This is a genomic window from Microbulbifer variabilis (assembly GCF_020524905.1).
Classification (GTDB): Bacteria; Pseudomonadota; Gammaproteobacteria; order Pseudomonadales; family Cellvibrionaceae; genus Microbulbifer; species Microbulbifer variabilis_A.
Genome location: NZ_JAIVKI010000016.1, coordinates 75,002 through 96,037, shown reverse-complemented (window position 1 = coordinate 96,037; position 21,036 = coordinate 75,002). Strand labels below are relative to the sequence as shown.

Sequence of the window (21,036 nt, the reverse complement as noted above, 5' to 3'; positions counted from 1 at the left end):
AATTCAAAAAAAGCCACTGGTTTCTGAGGCTGCATTGCCTTTTAGGGGCCGGGAATACAGTCACAAAGGGCTGATTTCAGATACAAAAAAGCCGGAGCAATTGCTCCGGCTTTTTTGCGAGCTGTATGAGAGGTGCTTAGTTAAGCTTCTCTTTAATACGTGCGGCTTTACCAGTCAGGTTGCGCAGGTAGTAGAGTTTAGCCTGGCGCACGTCACCGCGACGCTTAACCTTAATGCTGTCAACCAGCGGGCTGTGGGTCTGGAAAGTACGCTCAACGCCAACACCGTGGGAGATTTTACGTACGGTGAAGGAGGAGTTCAGGCCGCGGTTGCGCTTGCCGATTACCACACCTTCGAACGCCTGCAGACGCTCGCGGTTACCTTCTTTTACTTTCACTTGAACGATTACAGTGTCGCCCGGTGCGAAGGGAGGTACTTCGCTCTTCAGCTGTTCCTGCTCCAGCTGCTGGATAATTTTGTTAGTCATTTGGATTTGCTCCCAAATAGAGTTTATGTAGCTTCTCAGCTAGTTCACCGAACTACTCCCGCCTCCCGGCGAATCCGGCATCAAGTTTTATCGGATTTCCGCTCCTGCTGGATTTCCTCCAACAGTTGCTTCTGTTCCTTGTCCAGCTCCAGCCCCGCCAAAAGGTCGGGCCGACGCTGTTGTGTGCGCGCCAGTGCCTGCTTCAGGCGCCAGCGGCGTATTCTTTCGTGGTTGCCCGAGAGCAACACTTCCGGTACCGCTACGCCCCGGTACTGTTCGGGCCGGGTGTAGTGGGGACAGTCGAGCAAGCCAGAGGAAAAAGAATCCTCAACCGCCGACTGATCGTGCCCCAGAGCTCCGGGAATCAGGCGTGTAATAGCATCCACCATTACCATAGCAGCCAGTTCACCACCGCTTAGGACATAGTCACCAATGGACCATTCCTCGTCGATCATCGATTCGACGATACGCTCATCTACCCCTTCATAACGCCCGGCCAGCAAAACCAGATTGCCAGCATCAGAGAGGTTTTCGACCCCGCGCTGATCCAGCTGCTGCCCCTGCGGAGACAGGTAGATAATGCGTACGGCTTCGCCCTCTTCTCCAGCCCAGACGCGTGCCGCCTGCAAGGACTGATAAAGGGGTTCGGCCATCATCACCATTCCGGGACCACCGCCATAGGGGCGATCATCCACAGTGCGGTGCTTGTCACTGGTGAAATCCCGAGGGTTCCAGCAGCGTACTTCCAACAGGCCATCTTTAACGGCCCGCCCGCTGACACCATACTCGGTCAGTGCGGCAAACATCTCCGGAAAAATGCTTACCAGAGCGATTCTTTTAGCCATCGCTCAATGCCTTAAAAAGCCGGGTCCCAGTCGACGGTGATCACACCGGCTTCCAGGTCTACTTCTGTAACAAACTGGCCTGGTATATACGGAATCAAACGCTCGCGTTTATCCGTCCCACCACGCACAACCAATACATCGTTTGCGCCAGTTTCCATCATGCGAACGACACTGCCAAAATCGTGCTCCCCGCCGTCAAAACGGCTGATAACCCGCAGACCTTCAAGCTGGTGCCAGTAATACTCACCTTGCTCGAGTTCAGGCATCAGGTCACGTGCTATAGCAATATCACGCTGACAAAGTTGAGCCGCCAAATCGCGGTCATCCAAGCCCTTCACATGAACGATCAATCCCTTGCCATGACGCTTACCAGCATCTATTTCCAAGGGTTCCCAGCCTTTCGGCCCCCGCAACCACCACTTGGGGAATTGCAGGATGTTGTCCATCGGCTCGGTATAGGAGTGAACCTTGACCCAGCCGCGCACACCATAAACGGTAGTTACGCGCCCAACCGTGACCAGTTCCTCGGAAGGCTTTCCGTTATCTGCCACAGGCGCACCACTTACGCGCAAATTAAGCGGATTCTTTCAGCAGCTTGCTGACGCGATCAGAAACCTGAGCGCCGTGACCCAGCCAGTAGTCAACACGCTCACGATCGATGCGCAGACGCTCTTCCTGACCACGGGCAACCGGGTTGAAGAAGCCAACACGCTCAATGAAACGACCGTCGCGAGATTTGCGGCTATCGGTTACGGTCAGGTGATAAAACGGGCGTTTCTTAGCACCGCCACGAGCCAAACGAATGGTTACCATGTAACTTTCCTGTAGTTTTTAACACTTGGCGACAGCATTAAGCCATCACCCAAACAACTCTGCCGGCAGCTCACCCGGCTGAAAGGCGGCGTATTCTAATGCACCGCCAGAGATTTGTATAGCGCTCGCTGGGGAAGCCAAAGAGCCCCAGAGCCTTACTTTTTCTTAAATCCAGGAGGCAATCCTCCGGGCATTCCGCCCAGGCCGCCGAGACCTCCAGGCAGGCCAGCACCACCAGTCATTCCACCCAGGCCGCGCATCATCTTGCTCATACCGCCGCCCTTGAGCTTTTTCATCATTTTTCCCATCTGCTTGTGCTGTTTGAGCAACCGGTTAAGATCCTGCACCTGGGTACCGGAACCAGCGACAATACGGCGCTTGCGAGAGCCATTGAGAAGCTCTGGATTGCGACGCTCCGCCGGGGTCATGGAGGAAATCAAAGCGTCCATTCGTTTGAACTCCTTGCCCATATCCGCCTGTTGGGCAGCTTGAGCAACGCCGCCCATGCCGGGCATTTTTTCCAGCAGGGAGCCCAAACCGCCCATATTCTGCATCTGCTGCAGCTGGTCGCGCAGGTCCTCCAGGTCGAAGCCCTTGCCCTTTTGCACCTTTTTGACCAGTTTTTCGGCCTTCTCCCTGTCGATTTTTTGCTCTGCCTCTTCGATCAGAGACAAAATATCGCCCATACCGAGAATCCGTGAGGCGATACGATCCGGGTGGAAGGTTTCCAAGGCATCGGTCTTCTCACCGACACCGATAAACTTGATCGGCTTACCAGTGACATGGCGCACAGAGAGTGCCGCACCACCGCGGGCATCACCGTCCGCCTTGGTCAGAATAACCCCGGTAAGCGGCAGCGCCTCATTGAAGGCGTTGGCGGTATTTACCGCATCCTGACCGATCATTGCGTCGATAACGAACAGGGTCTCCGCTGGGTCCAGCTCTCTGTGCAGCTCTTTGATTTCATCCATCAACTGGCTATCGATATGCAGGCGACCAGCGGTATCGACGATCAACACATCGGCAAACTGCTTGCGTGCCGCATCCACAGCGCCCTTGGCAATATCAAGTGGCTTCTGCTCCGGAGTGGATGCATGGAAAAGCGCGTCCACCTCACCGGCCAGAGTCTCCAGCTGTTTAATAGCTGCGGGGCGATATACGTCTGCACTCACCACCATGACTTTTTTCTTTTCCCGCTCACGCAGGTATTTGGCCAACTTGGCGACACTGGTGGTTTTACCGGCGCCCTGAAGACCCGCCATCAGAATCACAGCCGGGGGCTGCACTGCGAGATTGAGAGGCTCTGCAGCCGCACCCATTACCTTGACCAGCTCATCCTGAACAATCTTGACGAACTGCTGGCCCGGATTCAGGGCCTTACTAACCTTCTGTCCTACAGCAGCTGTGCGCACTTGTTGCACAAAGGCCTTCACAACAGGCAGAGCGACATCCGCTTCAAGCAGCGCTTTGCGCACTTCGCGCAGGGTATCGCGGATATTGTCATCGGTCAGGCTCGCCTTGCCGGTGACTTTTTTTAGGGCCGCCGATAAGCGGTCACTCAGGTTATCGAACATAAATTCGTCTCGATTTCTCCGATTGCGGACAGGACCCCGGTGCGGAGGGCCGCGAAATTATCTAGGGGAGCATCTCCAACTCCCACTCTGAGGCGCGGCAGTATAGCCCAGGTCCCGTCACAGCCGAAATATCACCAGATCTTCCCTGTTAAAGCGGGCTGTGACACACTCCTCCTCCACTGCTTAGAAGATACGGATCTAACCAATGGCGGCATTCGCCCACTGGACGGCCATCGCGCTATATATAGCTACCACCATTGTCGCGGCCAGGGCCCTTGCTCGAGCACAACAGCCCGAGCGCTGGCTCCTGCTGGGCCTGTTCGCCGGAGCCCTGATTACTCACGGAATATCCCTGGCTCACACGCTGTTCTCTCCCGCAGGTTACCGCTTTGACTTATTGGCGATGCTGTCACTCATTATCTGGGTGGTGAACCTGTTGCTACTTATTCTGGCTGCAAGCCGCCCACTCACCTTATTGATCCTTATTTTTGCCCCAGTTGGCGCGCTCGCTGAGCTAGCCGCCACACATATCTGGGGGCCTGTTGCACCACATCAACAGCTGTCTTCGGGTATAGCCGTACATGCGCTTTTATCTATCTGCGCCTACTCACTGCTTACCCTCGCAACCCTGCAGGCCATCTACCTCTACTACCTGAATCAACAATTGCACAACCACAGACCTGTGGGTGCAATGCGTCTGCTCCCCCCTCTGCAGAGTATGGAATCACTGCTTTTTGGCTTGATCGCTTTCGGTCAGCTGCTGCTAACCGCCTCTCTGATTACCGGTTTTATTTTTGTTGGCAACCTATTTGAGCAGGGTCTTCTACACAAAACAGTACTCTCCCTGATCGCCTGGGTGCTCTACAGTATTCTCCTCTGGGGACACTGGCAGTGGGGTTGGCGTGGCAATACCGCCGTGCGCTGGACTCTATGCGCATTTGTCGCACTGATGCTGGCCTACTTTGGCAGCAAACTGGTTATTGAAGTTATTCTTCAGCGCGGTTAAATAAGAAAAGGAAAAATCGCAGCTAAGCCAACAGCAAATTACCGGTATCGATACTCCAATGCCCCGCCATGTTGTTGGCCGGAAACTGTACATTCCTATCACCTTTCTAGCCCTTAATTTGTATGTTTTGGGTTATTAATGACTAGAAAACTTGCGGAGGTCTCTGTTCTGTTCCAATATCTCCGCTCAGAAATAAAAAGAGTTCTCCCTTGAACGAGATGCCCCCGGGTCTGCTGTTTAGCCTGCTGGCCCTGCTGATTGTGATATCGGCTTTCTTTTCCAGCTCCGAAACCAGCATGATGGCGCTGAACCGCTACCGCCTGCGCCACCAAGCCAAGAACGGTCACCGTGGAGCCAAACGCGCAATGGAGCTCCTCGCACGACCCGACAAGCTGATCGGCTCGATCCTTATTGGCAATAACCTCGTTAACGTCCTCGTCTCCGTTATTGCCGGCTCTGTCTTTGCCCAGGTATATGGCGAGCTGCTTACGACAATAGTTTTGACCGTCGCCCTACTGATTTTTGCGGAAGTCACGCCAAAAACCATTGCCGCTCTTCACCCTGAGAAGGTTGCCTTTCCTGCGTCATTTATTTTGCGCCCAATTCAGTGGCTACTAACCCCAGTGGTTCTTCTGGTAGGTGGTATTTCCAATGGGCTCGCTCGTTTGCTGGGCGTAGAAACCACTACCAACAGTGATGCTGAGCATTTGGCCCCGGAAGAGCTGCGAACTGTTGTATTTGAGTCCGGTGCCCTACTCCCAAGCAAGCACAAAGGAATGCTTCTCAACGTACTAGACTTGGACCAGGCCACAGTCGAGGACATCATGATCCCCCGCAACGAAGTCATGGGGATCGATCTGGAAAACAGCGCCGATCAAATCCTCCAACAACTGGCTGAGAGTACCTATACCCGTCTGCCGGTTTACCGCAGCGATATCAATCAAGTGGTTGGCGTTTTGCACCTGCGTCGCGCCGCGCAGATCCTGCGCGAAGGGCCCGATAAACTCACAGCGGAGCGTCTCAAGTCCTTTACCGATGAGCCTTACTTTGTGCCAGAGGCCACACCCCTTCCCACCCTGTTAATGAACTTCCAGAAAACCAAACGCCGAATGGGTCTGGTTGTGGATGAATATGGTGAAGTAATGGGAATTGTGACCCTGGAGGATTTGCTGGAGGAAATTGTCGGCGATTTCACCGCGAGCCCAGTACCCAGCGACGACGAGGAAATTGTCGCCGTTGAAGGGGGCTGGTATATGATCGAGGGTGGAACCTCCATTCGGGATATCAACCGAACCCTTGGCTGGAACCTCCCCACCGATGGCCCCAAGACCTTCAATGGCCTCGCCATGGAGCACCTGGAAAGCATTCCAGATGGCAATATCAGCCTATACATCCTCAATTATCTGGTAGAAATTGAAGAGGTATCAGACAAGATGATTACCAAAGCCCGAGTTAAGAAAATCGAGCGCTAACTAACAATTGGCTGAACCCTGAGTTCAGGCAAAATCCACTAAGAGCTTTCTTACCGGTGCGAAGCTCACCCTATGTAGTGGGCTAGGTCCGAGCTCTTGTAAGGCTTGCATATGCGCCTTGGTTGGATAGCCTTTGTGGCCGGCCAGTCCGTAACCTGGATACCGCGCATCCAATTTCACCATCTCACGATCCCGTGTCACTTTTGCCAGAATCGAGGCGGCGGCAATCGCAGCCACTCGACCATCCCCCTTGACCACGGTATCGCAGGGGTAAGGCCAATTCGGTTTCTTATTGCCGTCCACCAACACAAACTCTGGCTGCTGGGACAACTGCTCCACCGCACGATGCATTGCCAACAGGCTAGCCTGTAAAATATTGATCTGATCGATCTCTTCGACTGTAGCCCGAGCAATGGCGAAACTCAGAGCGCGCTCACAAATTTCATCAAAGAGTAACTCGCGTTTTTTTTCACTGAGCTTTTTGGAGTCAGCCAACCCAATTATTGGCTTGGCTGGATCGAGAATTACCGCAGCCGCCACTACATCTCCAGCCAATGGGCCACGGCCAACTTCATCGACTCCGGCAAGCAGATCCCCTTTATAAGAGCAAATGTAAGGGGGCAATTCTTTTTTGATGCTCATGGATTTTTAAAACCTAATTACTTCAAAAGAGTACAAACAGCATCGGCCGCCCGCTCAGAGGCATTTCGTCGCAACTGTTGGTGAAGGTCGTCAAATTCTCGCTCTAACTGATCGCCGAGCAATGGATCTTCAAAATAGTGCATCAGTGCGGCCCCTAAATTTTCAGGGGTCGCGTCACTCTGTAATATCTCCGGTACCAGCTCCCTCTGTGCCAACAAGTTAGGCAACGAGACCCAGGTGGTATGCAGCATACGGGAAACGATGGCGTAGGAGATTTTGCCCAGCTTATAAGCCACCACCATAGGCTTTTTCAGTAGCATCGTCTCCAGAGTCGCCGTGCCCGAGGCAATCAATACGGCATTAGAGACACTGAGGGCCTTGTGAGAGTCCCCTTCCAACAAGGTAACCGGCAATTCTGGAAAAGCCTCCAGCTGCTCCTTCAATTCAGCCAGGCGCTGTTCATTAGCCGCTGGCAAAACAAACTTAAGATCGGGGTGGCGCTGATAACACCAGCGAGCCGTTTGTAAAAATAACGGCCCAAGTAAGCGTACCTCACCGCCACGGCTACCCGGCAACAGCGCGATAACTCTATCATCAGCCTCAAAACCTAACTCTTTGCGCGCTGCAACATTACTAACTTGTAAGGGGATCTCATCCGCAAGGGGATGCCCCACAAAAGTCACCGGCACTTGATTTTCCCGATAAAAGGCCGCCTCAAAAGGCAAAAGAGTGAGCATATGGTCGATAGCGCGGGCAATCTTTTTTATCCGCCCCCGCCGCCACGCCCAAACTGAAGGGCTGACATAGTGTACGGTACGAACACCCTCGGCCTTGAGGGATTCTTCCAGAGACAAATTAAAATCCGGGGAATCAATACCAATAAAAAGATCCGGTGGATTCTCAGTAAAATGCTCGCGTAGGGTGCGGCGAATTTTTAACAATTCTGGCAAGCGCTTTAACGGTTCAACAAACCCCATTACCGAGAGGCGCTCCATCGGAAACAGAGACTTTGCTCCCAATGTCTGCATACGCGGGCCAGCAATCCCTTCAAATTGAATTCCCGGTAGACGCTTTTGCATGGCCTCTATAAGACCTGCACCAAGGATATCCCCAGAGGCCTCACCAACAACAATACCAATACGAACCGGTTTATTATTTTCTGACACGCCTAAAAATACCCCCAGAGCGGAATGGACCTGACTCTCATAGACACCGAGCAAAAAAGAAAAGACTAATTTGGGAAGTGGTCAATAACTGCACTCCCCATAAGTAATTGCGCTTAGCGAACAATACCGCGGGCAGAGGACTGCAGGGAGTCAATCCAGGGCTGGATTACAGGGGACTGTTCACGTAACTCTCTCAGGGCTAGCAAGGCTTCCTGCAGGGTGAGGCCACGCCGATAGACTGTTTTGTAAGCCTTGTTGATCAAAGAAATATCCTCGCGGGAAAAACCACGACGCCGTAACCCTTCGGCATTGATAGTTTTGGCCTCCGCTGGATTCCCGGCAACCATAACGTAAGCGGGCACATCTTTACCGATTGCCGCCCCCATTCCCAGGAAAGCGTGCTCTCCAATCGTGCAATGTTGATGCACAAGGCTGTAACCGCTGAGAATTGCCCAATCCTTGACAATAACATGGCCGGCAAGCCCCACATTATTAACCAGAATGGTATGGTTACCGACAACACTATCGTGGCCAATATGGGCATAAGCCATAATCAAATTGTCACTGCCGATAGTGGTTTCCCCGCGGTCCTGCACGGTACCGCGATGAATAGTGACTCCCTCGCGAATGACATTATTATCACCAATTACGAGGGTAGTCTCCTCGCCCTGGTATTTTTTGTCCGGCGTATCCTGGCCTATCGAGGCAAACTGGTAGATGCGGTTATTTTTCCCGAGCTTAGTGGGTCCGCTCAATACGACATGTGAAGCTATTTCACAGCCATTACCAAGCTCCACATTGGCCCCGACAATGGAATAGGCTCCGATACTCACCCCGGAACCGATAACCGCCGTCGGATCGACAATAGCTGTGGGGTGGATACTTGTCTGCATTCTGGAATCTACTCCTCAAGTAGCGGCTCTTCGGACACTACAACTTCACATAAACAACAACTGGAAAAGCTATCTAAGGCACCTCAGTGGTCACATCAAGTGATCGACAAAGGCGCTACACCTTCTTCACGGCACACAGGAGGTCTGCAGAGGCAGCCAATTCTCCATCAACACTGGCTTTACAGGAGAACTTCCAGATATTACGCCGCACCGAAACGGCTTCGGACATCAGGTCCAATCTGTCTCCAGGGATTACCTGGCGTTTGAAACGCGCCTTGTCGACACCGCCAAACAAGTAAAGGTAGCCATCCTCTGGTTTCTTACCAAAAGTTTTAAAACCGAGGATTCCTGAAACCTGTGCCAGAGCTTCAACGATCATAACACCAGGAAAAATTGGCATCTGTGGAAAGTGACCGTTAAACAGCTCTTCATTGACAGAGATATTCTTATATCCCTTAATAAACTTTCCTTCTTCGAGTTCTACTACGCGATCCACCAATAAAAACGGATAACGATGCGGCAAATACTCGCGAATCTCAATTACATCCATCATTCCAAATGCCCCCAGAAACCACTTCGGGGCGTTAAACGCCCCGAAAACAGCAATTCAAAATTGTTTTCTTACAGCAGCTGAGTTATTTATCCCGAGCGCGGGACAATGCCTCAAGTTGCCTTTCCAAATCTTTCACTCTTCGCGCCATTTTATCCAGCTGGCCAAAGCGCACCGCATTGCGACGCCAGGACTGGCTGTCATCAAAGGGTAAGGCGCCGGAGTAGATTCCCGGTTTTTCGATGGATTTGGTCACAAAGGTATTAGCGGTAACCTGGCAGCCATCGGCGATGGTTACATGTCCGGCAATGCGGGAGCTGCCACCCAAAGCGCAGTGCTTCCCTATAATTGCGCTGCCGGCGATTCCGGTACATGCAGCAATGGCTGAGTAGTCACCAATCTGCACATTGTGCGCGATTTGGACCAAATTGTCGATCTTGACTCCACGGCCAATCACCGTATCGCCAAGCGCTCCACGGTCCACACAGGTGTTGGCTCCGATTTCAACATCGTCGCCAATCTGGACGCCGCCCAGCTGATAAATTTTTATCCACTCCCGCTGATGCAGAGCAAAGCCAAAGCCATCTGCCCCAATAACCGCGTGGCTATGGATGATAACATTCCGCCCAACCTGACAGCCGTGATGCAGTATTGCACAAGCATAGAGACAGCTCCCTTCCCCCAAGGTGCTACCCTCTCCCACAAAGCAGTTGGCACCAACCAATGCTCTGGGGCCAATTTTCGCAAATGCCTCAATTACTGCACCAGCGGCAATGGAGGCACTGGAATCTACTTCAGCATCTGAGTGAACAACAGCAGTGGGGTGTATTCCTGCCTCTATTGTTGGAGCCGTGTTGAATAAAGCACTTGCCCTGGCAAAAGCCAGATAGGGGTTGTCCACACACAAGACACTAACCGGCGCCTCCTCAACAAACTCGCTGGTCACAAGTACCGCGCCAGCAGACGTACTCTTAAGGAAGCGACGATAATTGGGGTTTGCCAGGAAGGTCAGCTGGTCCGGCCCAGCATCTTGCAAAGTACTAAGGCCACAAATTATATGCTCTGCGCCTACCCCCGGGGCCAGACGCAGCTCAGCACCCAACGCTTGTGCAAGCTGGGTTAACGACAAATTGTCTCTCATACAGGCTATCGATTACTTATCAGCGTTCATACGCTTTACGACAGCCTCAGTCAGGTTAACTGAAGGATTAGCGAAGTAAGCGGTAGAGGCATCCAACACCAAATCCAGCTTTTGTTCTTTAATAATCGCTTCCAGCGCCGCTTTGGCCTTTGGTCCCAGGGAAGTCTGGATTTCTTGCCCCACCTGAGCTTCCAGTGCACGAAGCTTCTTAACGGTAGTTTCAAAATCTGAACGCTTAAAGTTCATTTTACGCTGGTATTCGGTTTTCTGCTCATCAGACCAAGTGACACTGTTTTTCTGCCCATCCTCTGCCATTTTTTGCAGCTCGGAGCGAATGGATTCGGCACTGCTTTGCAGTTTGGAATATTCGGAACTGGTCTTCAGTGAATTGACCTTAGTTTTGGCCACATCGGTGCTCATAATCGCGGCCTGCAGGTTAAATACCGCAACCTTAGTCTGCGCCAGGGCGGCACCAGACAGGGTTATACCAGCCAGCAGGATTGCGAAAATCTTTACATTCTTAAGCACTTTGGTCTCTCCAATTGATTTTATTTTTTTGCGCAACAACTGCGCTCCATCCATTTGTGTCCGATTAATTTAGAAGCTATTACCCAAGGTAAACTGGAACACTTCGGTTTCATCATCCTCATTTTTCTTCAGGGCCTTAGCCAAGCTGAAGGTGAGTGGGCCAAAACCGGTCACCCAAGTCAAGCCGATACCTGCAGAAACATTCATTTTACCGAAGTCCACATCGTAACAGTTGATCTGGGTTTCCTCACAACTGGTATCAAATACATTACCCGCATCGATAAAGAAAGCCGACTGTAAAGAGCGCTGATCTTTGATAAACGGCAGCGGGAAGATAACTTCGGCGCTACCCTCGACTAAGATGTTTCCGCCAAATGGATCGGCATCACCATTCTGTCCGATGACTAAATTTCCACTACTATCAGTTTCATAACAATATTGGGTAATATCCTCGCCGTTAGTAGCACATGGGAGGCGAGTATAGTACTCAGCAGGAGTAGACCGAGGCCCCAAAGTATTGCGCTTAAAGCCTCGTACAGAGCCAAAACCACCCGCATAGAAGTTCTCGAAGAAAGGCAATTGATCGAGATCACCATACCCATCTCCATACCCCAATCGTGTACGCAAGCGCAGAGTCAAACTATCTGTGAGTGGACGGAAATACTGGCCGGTATAAATAAATTTATAATATTCAAGATCACTACCAGGCACAGTAAACTCTGCGGAGAAGTTCTGGGAAGCTCCCCGAGTCGCCAGAATACCGCGATTCAAGGTGGAACGCGCATAAGAAGCAGTCAAAGCTAAGTTGTTAAACGCATCACCGTAGCGATCAATAAAACCATCGGCCGAAGTATTGAATTGATTCTCATCAATAACCATTGCAAGGTTATTAGCCGTTCCATCGTTGAGATCTGTAATAATTGTCTCAGCATTAGTTAATGTCACCCCATCACGAGAGGTGTCATCCAAAAAAGATGGGCTAGATTGAATTTCCTGAACAGAGCCGCTTGAAGCTGAAAGCTCCAAATGACTGAGGTTAACATTCAAGCCTAAGCGGGAGATTTCTGACATTGGATAGCCAAAACTGACACCGCCACCATAGCTTGTAGTGTTATAGTCCGACAGATTGACCTCGGAGTAATCATTTTCCCTGTAAAAAACGTTAAATCCACGGCTTACACCATCAGGAGTGAAGTAGGGATCGAGGTAGGAGAAGTTCAGCGCGGTCTGATAGGTAGACACATTCACCCCAATACCTACCTGCTTGCCGGTACCCAGCCAGTTGTTCTCCTGAATATTACCACCGAGTACCAAGCCACTGCTTTGGGCCCAGCCGATGGTGCCGCCGATTGAACCTGAAGGTTGCTCCTCAACGGTATATTCCACGTCGATCTGGTCAGAGGTGCCTGGCACCTCTGCGGTTTCCACTTCTACCTCTTTGAAATAACCGAGGCGCTCCAGGCGCACCTTGGACTGCTCGATTCTTGCAGAGGAGGCCGAGGCAGACTCCATCTGGCGCATCTCACGGCGCAATACTTCATCGGCAGTCCGGGTGTTTCCACGGAATTGGATTCGGCGCACATAAGCACGCTTGCCGGGGTTGATAAAGAAGGTGATTTTTACCGTATTATCTTCTTTATTGGGTTCGGGAATACCATTCACTTCGGCAAAGGTATAACCCTCGTTACCGAGGCGCTTGGTAATGTAATCAGAAGTAGTGGTCATCCGGATTTGGGAGAAAGTCTGCCCTTCACGTACCAACAACAGGCGCTTGATTTCCTCTTCCGATACAACCGGATCACCGGCAAGTTCCACTTCGCTGACCGTGTAAACATCGCCCTCTCGCACGTTAACCGTAATAAAAACGCTCTGTTTGTCGGGGCTCAGGGAAACTTGAGTCGACTCGATCTGAAAATCTAGATAGCCGCGGTCGAGATAGTAGGATTCCAGGCGCTCCAGGTCACCGGTAAGCTTCTCACGGGAGTACTTGTCATCACTGCGCAGCCAGGACAACCAGCCAGTGGTCTGCAACTCGAAAATTTCCGCCAGTTCCTCGTCGGAAAAGGCCCGGTTACCCACAATATTGATGTGCTTAATCGCCGCGACCGATCCCTCATCGACGATAACCCGCAGCTCGACTTGGTTGCGCGGCAGCTCTTTAACTTCGGTCTTAACACTGGCGCCATAGCGTCCCTGCGCCACGTATTGACGCTCAAGCTCCTGAGCAAGCCCTTCTAGAGTTGCGCGCTTAAAGATCTGCCCTTCGGACAAACCGTTGTCTTTCATGCCTTTGAGCAGATCTTCGGTGGCGATAGCCTTGTTCCCGGAAATCTCGATTTTGGAGATTGCGGGACGCTCACGCACTGTGACCACCAGTACACCATTTTCACGACCGATTTGAATATCTTCAAAGTATCCGGTGCGGAACAATGCCCGAGTGGCGCTCTGAATTTCTACTGACTCGATTTCGTCACCAACACGCACGGGAAGGGCAGAAAAGACGGTACCGGCAGAGACACGCTGCAATCCTTCCACGCGGATATCGTTGACCACGAACGACTGCGCTATTGCACTTAAAGGCAACACCAGGCCGAGAGAGGCCGCTTTCAGGAAATCTTTCATCTACTAATTCCGAGTCTTTTTATTCGCAATCCAGGAGTTACAGCGTCTTAATTAACGCCCCGCTCCCCCGGAACCTGAGGGTTGCCCCTCTACCATGTAATCGACATCAATCCGGTCTGAGTTACCGGCTACCTTAGCGGTCTCAACTTTCACTACCTTCAAATAACCAAGCCGCTCAAGACGTGTTTTGGCTTGCTCAATTCGAGCCGAGGAAGCTAAAGCCGATTCCATCTGGCGCAACTCTCGCCGCAAGACTTCATCTGCAGTACGAGTATTTCCGCGAAAAGTTATACGCCTAACGTAGGTTGGCTTTCCGGGGTCAATAAAGAAGGTTATTTTTACTGTATTTTCTTCTTTATTGGCCTCTGGAATGCCGCTTACTTCGGCAAAAACATAACCTTTATTGCCCAAACGCTTAGAAATATAGTCAGAAGTCGTAGTCACCCTCTCTTGGGAGAATATCTGCCCTTCACGTACTAACAATAAGCGTTGTATTTCTTCCTCGGAAACAATCGGGTCTCCAGCAAGCTCTACCTCACTAACAGTGTAAACATCACCCTCAATCACATTAATAGTGATAAAAACACTTTTTCTGTCCGGACCCAGAGATACCTGGGTCGAATCAATCTGGAAGTCAAGATAACCACGATTGAGGTAATGGGACTCCAGACGCTCGAGATCACCAGTGAGTTTCTCACGAGAGTATTTATCATCACTGCGTAACCAGGAGAGCCAGCCGGTAGTTTTGAGCTCAAAAATTTCCCCGAGCTCTTTATCGGAGAAGACACGATTTCCCACAATATTGATATGTTTAATCGCAGCGACTGTCCCTTCTTCGACAATAACTCTAAGCTCAACCTGATTACGCGGCAGCTCTTTGACTTCGGTCTTGACACTAGCACCATAGCGCCCCTGCGCCACATACTGGCTCTCAAACTCCTGAGTTAAACCCTTTAGAGTCGAGCGCTTTAAAATCTCTCCCTCGGCCAGGCCGTATTGCTCCAATGCTTTTAGCAGATCCTCTGCGGCAATCGCCTTGTTCCCTGAAATATCTATCTTAGATATTGCCGGTCGCTCTCTTACGTTAACAACGAGAACACTACTTTCACGGCCAATCTGAATGTCTTCAAAATAACCCGTACGGAACAACTCTCGGGTTGCCCCTTGGATATCCGCAGGCTCAATTTCATCGCCAACCCGCACCGGAAGTGCTGAAAAAACGGTGCCTGCCGAAACGCGCTGCAACCCTTCCACCCTGATATCACTGAGAACGAACGACCGCGCTAAAGCACTGAAAGGCAGCACCAAGCCCAAAGTGATCGTTATCAGCCAATATTTCATACCAATGCCGAGTCGCTTCTATTTAAAACGGAGGCTGTAAAAACAACCAACAGCGCCCTCATTCAACAAAAATTCCTTCACACTCTGTGTCGCAGGAAAAATAAGCTTTAGAGCGCTACAAACGCAAAATATCGTTGTACAGAGCCAATCCCATAATGCAGAGCACTAGGGCCATACCCACCTGCAAGCCAATCACCTGTACTCGCTCAGACACAGGAGACCCCTTGATCGCCTCAATACCGTAGTAGAGAAGGTGACCACCATCGAGTACCGGAATGGGTAACAGATTGAGTACACCGAGACTGATACTAAGCAGAGCCAAAAGCGACAGGAATGACTGCCATCCCCTCTCTGCGGAAGTACCCGCCACTTTAGCAATGGTGATTGGGCCACTCAAGTTTTTGGTCGAAAGTTGACCAAAAATCAATTTCTTTAAGCTGTTCAAGGTAAACAGGGTTTTATCCCAGGTTTCCTGAAGTCCCTGCGATAGCGCTCCCGCCACACCATAATGGAAGACCCTAACTCGGTCTTCTGGCCAGCGCTCTGTCACTGGCTGCACGCCAATTTGACCGACACGTTCACCGCTTTCGAGCGTTACTTCCGCCGGCGTCACCGGCAGGGTCAAACGCTGCCCCTGCCGATCAATCTCTACCTGAAGGGGCTCCCCAGCACGAGCTCTTACATACTGGCTCCACTCTTCCCAGCCCGAAAATGTTCTTCCATCGGTTGCCACTATCTTATCACCCGCACGCAGGCCCGCTGCGTTGGCGGCGCTACCCTCTAGAACCTGGTGGAGCGTCATACTGATGGGGGGAGTCCAGAGTTCAAGACCAACCTCCCCCAGTGGATCAGGCACTTCCTGACCAGAGAGCCAGCGGTCGATATCCGCCGTCATGTGGTATTCAAGATCCGAGTCCGGGTAGCGCACTGAAAACTCTATAGCGCCACTATCCCCCAATCGATTGGCCAAGCGCCAGTTGAGTGCCTGCCAGGTGGGTGTAGCCTCGCCGTCTACCGCAATAATTTCCTGTCCAGGCTCCAAGCCCGCAGATTGGGCGATACTACCGGGCTTGACAGTATCTACGATGGGCACTGGGCCCGCCGTACCTCCCATAAAGACAACCCAAAACAGCACAATGGCCAACAGGAAATTGGCTGCTGGACCGGCTGCGGCAATCGCCATACGTGCCCACACGCTCTTGCGATTAAATGCCTGATTCAGTTCGTGATCGGCAACAGGCCCCTCCCGCTCATCCAGCATTTTGACGTAGCCGCCAAGGGGAATTGCCGAAACTGCAAATTCAGTACCGTGCCGGTCATAGCGGGAAAATAGGCGGCGGCCAAAGCCCACAGAAAAGCGCAGCACCTTGACCCCACAGAGCCGTGCTACGAGAAAGTGTCCAAACTCGTGGAAGGATACCAGTATACCGAGGGCCACCAGGGCCCAGATTACCGTCTGAATCAGATCCATACTCAGTTACAGTCTCTTTTCATGCGCAAACCCCGGCATTATATGCCCAGCAGCGAATCTAAAGGGCTCCAACAGCTTGCTGGGCCAGCTCCCGCGCATTGAGATCAATGGCTTCGACTACATCCAGCCCTGTCAGTTCAACAGCGGGAGCGCTATTCATTACTTTTTCTATAGCCGCAGCAATACTAGTAAATGCCAGCCGCCCCTGTAAAAACGCCTCGACGGCCACCTCGTTGGCCGCATTCAACACCGTTGGCATACTACCACCAGCATTCATAGCCTCTTGAGCCAGACGCAGACAGGGGAACCGCTGATAATTAGGTGCCTCAAAATCCAGTCGGCCCTGTGCAATCAGGTCCAGCACGGGGACCCCTGCGTCAATGCGAGCAGGAAAGGCCAGTGCGTGCGCGATTGGGGTGCGCATATCTGGATTCCCCATTTGCGCCAGCAGAGAGCCATCTCGATACTGCACCATGGAGTGCACAATACTCTGCGGGTGCACAACCACCTCTATCTGTTCAGGGCTTGCGTTGAACAGATAACAGGCCTCGATAAACTCCAACCCTTTGTTCATCATGGTGGCCGAATCTACCGAGATCTTCCGCCCCATCGACCAGTTGGGGTGCGCGCAAGCTTCCTCAGGCGTCACCCGATGTAAATCGTTCGCTTCGCGCGTGCGAAATGGGCCGCCGGAGCCGGTAAGCAGTATCTTTTCCACCCCAGCTCCCTCCAGGCAATCGTACGGCTGAGGCAGACACTGGAAAATAGCATTGTGCTCGCTATCGATAGGTAAAAGCTGGGCTCCGCCTGCCCGCAAAGCACGTAGGAAAACCGGCCCGGCCATCACCAGCGCCTCTTTGTTGGCGAGCAGTACCTTCTTGCCAGCCTCAACTGCTGCTAAGGTCGGTCGCAAGCCTGCGGCGCCGACAATCGCCGCCATAACCACATCCACCTCATCCACAGAGGCAACCTGGCAGAGCCCCTCCAAACCCCAAAGGACTTGGGTCTCAACGTCATCCCCCAGCAAGCCTCGCAATTCCTCGGCTCGCTCTTCTCCGGTGACTACTGCGAAGCGCGGGTTGTGCTTACGGCACTGTTGGGCCAACTCCGCGATGCGCTCGCGGGCCGTTAAGGCATAGATGGTATACCGCTGAGGATGGCGCGCAAGCACATCCAGGGTGCTCACACCAATGGAACCCGTAGAACCGAGGACGGTAATAGCCTGTGGAGATTGCCTTTGCATAAGCGTTCGACTTACCTACGAAACCTCTTGCGCTTCGAAGAAAGCGCCGACAAATAATGCCGGCGCTTATCAAAAGCACAGATATGGACTGAAGAGTGGCGCACCCGTTAGAGGTACTTATTTACAGGTACTTTTTACAGATACTTAGGCAGCTCGCTAGCGAGCGCTGCCATAGTGAAGACCGGCAGGGCCGCAGTGAGGCTATCCAAGCGGTCCATAACACCGCCATGCCCCGGCAACATATGGCTGCTGTCTTTAATACCCCGGTGCCGTTTGAACATACTCTCCAACAGGTCGCCAATCACCGAGGCAAGCGCGGTCACCAGGACACCAAAAGAAAACAACACCGTGTTTTTGAGCGGAAGATCAAACAGATAGGAAGTGACAAGAGCGAGTATCAGGCAGGCGCCCAAACCGCCAAAAAAACCCTCCCAGGATTTACCAGGACTCACTTCGCGGGCCAGCTTGCGCTTACCGAACTTACGACCAACAAAGTAAGCGCCCACATCGGAAGCTACCACGATCGCGACAACATACAATACCAGCCAGGCACCGTGATCGAGTCCACGCAAAATCACCAGCGACAGCCAGCTCGGCACCAGCACCACCAACCCTATTAGGCCCCGCACCCAGCGGTTCCCCCAGAGCATGGCGCTGGCAGGGTAGCTCTGCACCCACAGGAAAGCGAGCGCCCACCAACCGCAAGCTATCGCCAATATCTGGCGCGCCCGGTCAATATCTGGGGAGCTGAAATCCATAGAAAAAACATATTCAGAGGTGAAAACTAAGGTTCCACCCAGTGCGGCGAGAAACACAAATCGCAGTGCGCGATTGAGATTGGAAAGGTTGGCCCACTCCCAACCACCGAGCAAAATCACCGCGACGAAAATCAGCGTGTACCATTGAATTGGCAGCAGGAACAAAACTCCAGCGAAAAGTACCAGCAATACCAGCGCAGTAATTATTCTTTGTTTAAGCACCGAAAACCCCTTTCATCTGGACCCACACTCCGCCTGCTATCATTTAGCGACCTTGAGCGCCCCGGTGTAATATTCCTAAAAGTTATTCGCGGACAAAAAAATGGCCGCGCATTGGCCCGAACCCATTCAAGCCTGCACAGCCGTGCCATCATCTTCAGCGCGCCCACCAAATCGCCGGTCACGCTGCCGAAATGCTTCTATCGCCTCATCAAGGGCACTTTCATCAAAATCTGGCCACAGCGTATCAGTAAAAAACAACTCGCTATAAGCGGCCTGCCAGAGAATAAAGTTACTGATACGCTGCTCGCCGCTGGATCTTACCAATAGATCCACCGGTGGCAAATCGGCGAGCTGCATTTGGCTATCGACGGCATCCTCATCGATCGAATCGAGAGAACGCTCTCCCTTGGCTACCGCCTCGGCAAGCTGTCTTGCCGCTTGGGTAATATCCCAGCGACCGCCGTAGTCCGCCGCAATCACCAGGTCACCCTGATCGCCACCGCAGGTTATCTCTTCTGCTTCCGCAATAGCCCGCTGCAAGCGCGACGAAAAGCGATCCCTGCGCCCTATCACTCGCAGGCGCACGCCTTCATCGCGCATACGCTTAGCTTCCTTGCGCAGATAGGAGTGAAACAGAGTCATCAGTAGTTCCACTTCCTTTGGGGGGCGCTGCCAGTTTTCGCTGGAAAAAGCGAACAGCGTCAGCGCCTCAACACCGCGACTCCTGCACGCGGACAGGAGATCGCGTATGCGCTCAACTCCGGCCCTGTGCCCCACGGAAGGCGATAGCCCCCTGCGGGCGGCCCAGCGCCCATTGCCATCCATAATAATGGCGATGTGTCGGGGGCCGGGGGAATTCAAGTCGGTACCACTATTACCCATTAAATTTCCATCAGATCTTTTTCTTTGGCAGTGAGCGCTTTATCGACATCCGCCACAAACTGATCTGTAATCTTTTGGATGTCGTCACTTGCACGGCGCTCGTCATCCTCGGAAATTTCCTTGTCCTTTACCAGGGACTTCACTTCAGCCAGTGCATCGCGACGAATATTACGGATAGACACCCGTGCAGTCTCAGCCTCACCTCGAGCCTGGCGAATAAAATTTTTGCGGGTCTCTTCAGTCAGCATTGGCATCGGGATACGAATAACCGCACCCGCAGTGCTGGGGTTGAGGCCCAGATCAGACTTCATGATCGCCTTTTCGATATCTGGAACCAGATTTTTCTCCCAGGGAGTAACCGATAAGGTGCGTGCATCTTCAACACTGACATTGGCGACTTGAGACAACGGAGTATCGGAGCCGTAGTAGGAAATATGAATACCGTCGAGAATACTCGGGTGCGCACGGCCGGTGCGGATTTTATTGAAATTACTGGCCAGTGCATCAAGCGCCTTGCTCATACGAGTCTTAGTGTCTTTTTTGATATCTTCAATCACGATTTCACTTCCTCTTCGATTAGCGTGCCTTCCTCGCCGCCCACAACGATATTGAGCAGCGCGCCGGTTTTATCCATACGGAACACCCGCACGGGCATATTGTGCTCGCGGCAGAGACAGATCGCAGTCAAATCCATCACGCCGAGTTTTTTATCGAGTACTTCGTCATAAGTCAGCTGGTCATAGCGGGTTGCGGAGGGGTCCAGTACCGGGTCGGCCGAGTAAACACCGTCCACCTTAGTGGCTTTTAGCACCAACTCCGCCTCAATTTCAATGCCTCGCAGGCAAGCAGCAGAATCAGTAGTAAAGAATGGATTACCGGTACCCGCGGCAAAAATCAGCACTTCGCCACGCTCCAGGTAACGAATTGCCGCGCGGCGATCATAGTGATCCACAATGCCACTCATCTGGATAGAGGACATTACCCGCGATGAAATATTGGATCTTTCCAGCGCATCGCGCAGTGCCAGGGCATTCATTACCGTGGCCAACATTCCCATATGATCGCCGGTCACGCGATCAAGTCCGGCCGCGCTTAGGGCCGCACCGCGAAACAGGTTACCACCGCCTACAACCAGTCCAACCTGAACGCCGATACCCACCAGCTGGCCAATCTCCAGGGCCATTTTGTCCAGCACTCTAGGGCTGATACCAAAACCCTGATCGCCCATCAGCTCTTCGCCGCTGAGCTTTAACAGAATTCTTTTATATTTGCGGTCTTTAATACCGGGCATTCGTCGGTCCTCTCAAATGTACCTGTTTAGTGGCCAAGTATTGCCGCCGAACATTACAACACTTTCAGTCATTTACACAGAGGGGTGCC

Annotated in this window: 20 protein-coding genes and 1 pseudogene; 2 read left to right on the top strand and 19 right to left on the bottom strand. The window is 52.3% G+C overall.

The genetic code is table 11. The features are described from left to right. Nucleotides 1–136 precede the first annotated feature (136 nt). From rplS to ffh, 5 genes are all read right to left on the bottom strand, one after another. Nucleotides 137–487 carry a 50S ribosomal protein L19 gene (gene rplS, locus LC073_RS16580; RefSeq protein WP_020413505.1) on the bottom strand — a complete coding sequence of 117 codons (351 nt, stop codon included), beginning with the start codon at nucleotides 485–487 and terminating at the stop codon, nucleotides 137–139. Nucleotides 488–567: 80 nt separating this feature from the next. Continuing rightward, nucleotides 568–1,332, bottom strand: coding sequence for a tRNA (guanosine(37)-N1)-methyltransferase TrmD (gene trmD / locus LC073_RS16575; RefSeq protein ID WP_226648431.1), 765 nt, complete (start codon nucleotides 1,330–1,332; stop codon nucleotides 568–570). Nucleotides 1,333–1,343: 11 nt separating this feature from the next. After that, a complete protein-coding gene (gene rimM, locus LC073_RS16570) occupies nucleotides 1,344–1,883 on the bottom strand; it encodes a ribosome maturation factor RimM (RefSeq protein ID WP_226648430.1) in 540 nt (179 codons plus the stop codon). A gap of 22 nt (nucleotides 1,884–1,905) precedes the next feature. Further along, complete coding sequence (rpsP, locus tag LC073_RS16565; protein WP_226648429.1) at nucleotides 1,906–2,145, bottom strand: 30S ribosomal protein S16; 240 nt, start codon at nucleotides 2,143–2,145, stop codon at nucleotides 1,906–1,908. Nucleotides 2,146–2,300: 155 nt separating this feature from the next. Then, nucleotides 2,301–3,719 (bottom strand): signal recognition particle protein, encoded by a 1,419-nt coding sequence (gene ffh / locus LC073_RS16560; RefSeq protein ID WP_226648428.1) that lies wholly within the window; start codon nucleotides 3,717–3,719, stop codon nucleotides 2,301–2,303. 205 nt (nucleotides 3,720–3,924) lie between these two features. On the opposite strand from ffh, the gene LC073_RS16555 reads away from it, so the two are divergent. Beyond that, complete coding sequence (locus LC073_RS16555) at nucleotides 3,925–4,725, top strand: inner membrane protein YpjD (RefSeq protein WP_226648427.1); 801 nt, start codon at nucleotides 3,925–3,927, stop codon at nucleotides 4,723–4,725. A 209-nt stretch (nucleotides 4,726–4,934) separates the two neighbouring features. Beyond that, the gene (locus LC073_RS16550; protein WP_413231456.1) at nucleotides 4,935–6,197 is read left to right on the top strand and encodes an HlyC/CorC family transporter; all 1,263 of its coding nucleotides are present in this window, start codon (nucleotides 4,935–4,937) and stop codon (nucleotides 6,195–6,197) included. A 24-nt stretch (nucleotides 6,198–6,221) separates the two neighbouring features. On the opposite strand, the gene rnhB is transcribed toward LC073_RS16550, so the two are convergent. The 14 genes and pseudogenes from rnhB to pyrH all read right to left on the bottom strand — a co-directional run bounded on the left by rnhB (nucleotide 6,222) and on the right by pyrH (nucleotide 20,947). Next, entirely contained in the window at nucleotides 6,222–6,839 is a 618-nt protein-coding gene (gene rnhB / locus LC073_RS16545) for a ribonuclease HII (protein ID WP_226648426.1), read from the bottom strand. A gap of 17 nt (nucleotides 6,840–6,856) precedes the next feature. Further along, a complete protein-coding gene (lpxB, locus tag LC073_RS16540) occupies nucleotides 6,857–8,005 on the bottom strand; it encodes a lipid-A-disaccharide synthase (RefSeq protein WP_226648425.1) in 1,149 nt (382 codons plus the stop codon). Between the two features lie 113 nt (nucleotides 8,006–8,118). Further along, nucleotides 8,119–8,898, bottom strand: coding sequence for an acyl-ACP--UDP-N-acetylglucosamine O-acyltransferase (lpxA, locus tag LC073_RS16535; RefSeq protein WP_226648424.1), 780 nt, complete (start codon nucleotides 8,896–8,898; stop codon nucleotides 8,119–8,121). A gap of 115 nt (nucleotides 8,899–9,013) precedes the next feature. Continuing rightward, on the bottom strand, nucleotides 9,014–9,451 hold the full coding sequence (gene fabZ / locus LC073_RS16530) for a 3-hydroxyacyl-ACP dehydratase FabZ (RefSeq protein WP_226648423.1): 438 nt from the start codon (nucleotides 9,449–9,451) through the stop codon (nucleotides 9,014–9,016). Between the two features lie 82 nt (nucleotides 9,452–9,533). Further along, complete coding sequence (gene lpxD, locus LC073_RS16525) at nucleotides 9,534–10,577, bottom strand: UDP-3-O-(3-hydroxymyristoyl)glucosamine N-acyltransferase (RefSeq protein WP_264190644.1); 1,044 nt, start codon at nucleotides 10,575–10,577, stop codon at nucleotides 9,534–9,536. A 24-nt stretch (nucleotides 10,578–10,601) separates the two neighbouring features. Next, nucleotides 10,602–11,117 carry an OmpH family outer membrane protein gene (locus LC073_RS16520; RefSeq protein WP_226648421.1) on the bottom strand — a complete coding sequence of 172 codons (516 nt, stop codon included), beginning with the start codon at nucleotides 11,115–11,117 and terminating at the stop codon, nucleotides 10,602–10,604. A gap of 69 nt (nucleotides 11,118–11,186) precedes the next feature. Next, on the bottom strand, nucleotides 11,187–13,739 hold the full coding sequence (gene bamA / locus LC073_RS16515; protein ID WP_226648420.1) for an outer membrane protein assembly factor BamA: 2,553 nt from the start codon (nucleotides 13,737–13,739) through the stop codon (nucleotides 11,187–11,189). A 63-nt stretch (nucleotides 13,740–13,802) separates the two neighbouring features. Further along, a pseudogene (gene bamA / locus LC073_RS16510) lies at nucleotides 13,803–15,080 on the bottom strand (outer membrane protein assembly factor BamA); the annotation flags it as partial. A gap of 115 nt (nucleotides 15,081–15,195) precedes the next feature. Next, entirely contained in the window at nucleotides 15,196–16,551 is a 1,356-nt protein-coding gene (gene rseP, locus LC073_RS16505) for an RIP metalloprotease RseP (RefSeq protein ID WP_226648418.1), read from the bottom strand. 58 nt (nucleotides 16,552–16,609) lie between these two features. Further along, nucleotides 16,610–17,794, bottom strand: a complete 1,185-nt coding sequence (gene ispC / locus LC073_RS16500) for a 1-deoxy-D-xylulose-5-phosphate reductoisomerase (RefSeq protein ID WP_226648417.1) — start codon at nucleotides 17,792–17,794, stop codon at nucleotides 16,610–16,612. Nucleotides 17,795–17,928: 134 nt separating this feature from the next. Then, nucleotides 17,929–18,774: a phosphatidate cytidylyltransferase gene (locus LC073_RS16495; RefSeq protein WP_226648416.1), complete on the bottom strand. Its 846-nt coding sequence runs from the start codon at nucleotides 18,772–18,774 to the stop codon at nucleotides 17,929–17,931. A gap of 126 nt (nucleotides 18,775–18,900) precedes the next feature. Beyond that, nucleotides 18,901–19,656, bottom strand: a complete 756-nt coding sequence (gene uppS, locus LC073_RS16490) for a polyprenyl diphosphate synthase (protein ID WP_226648415.1) — start codon at nucleotides 19,654–19,656, stop codon at nucleotides 18,901–18,903. Beyond that, nucleotides 19,656–20,213 (bottom strand): ribosome recycling factor, encoded by a 558-nt coding sequence (gene frr / locus LC073_RS16485; protein WP_226648414.1) that lies wholly within the window; start codon nucleotides 20,211–20,213, stop codon nucleotides 19,656–19,658. Before frr ends, uppS begins: the two co-directional genes overlap by 1 nt. Further along, nucleotides 20,210–20,947: a UMP kinase gene (gene pyrH / locus LC073_RS16480; protein ID WP_226648413.1), complete on the bottom strand. Its 738-nt coding sequence runs from the start codon at nucleotides 20,945–20,947 to the stop codon at nucleotides 20,210–20,212. The genes frr and pyrH overlap by 4 nt, the downstream gene beginning before the upstream one ends. Nucleotides 20,948–21,036 lie beyond the last annotated feature (89 nt).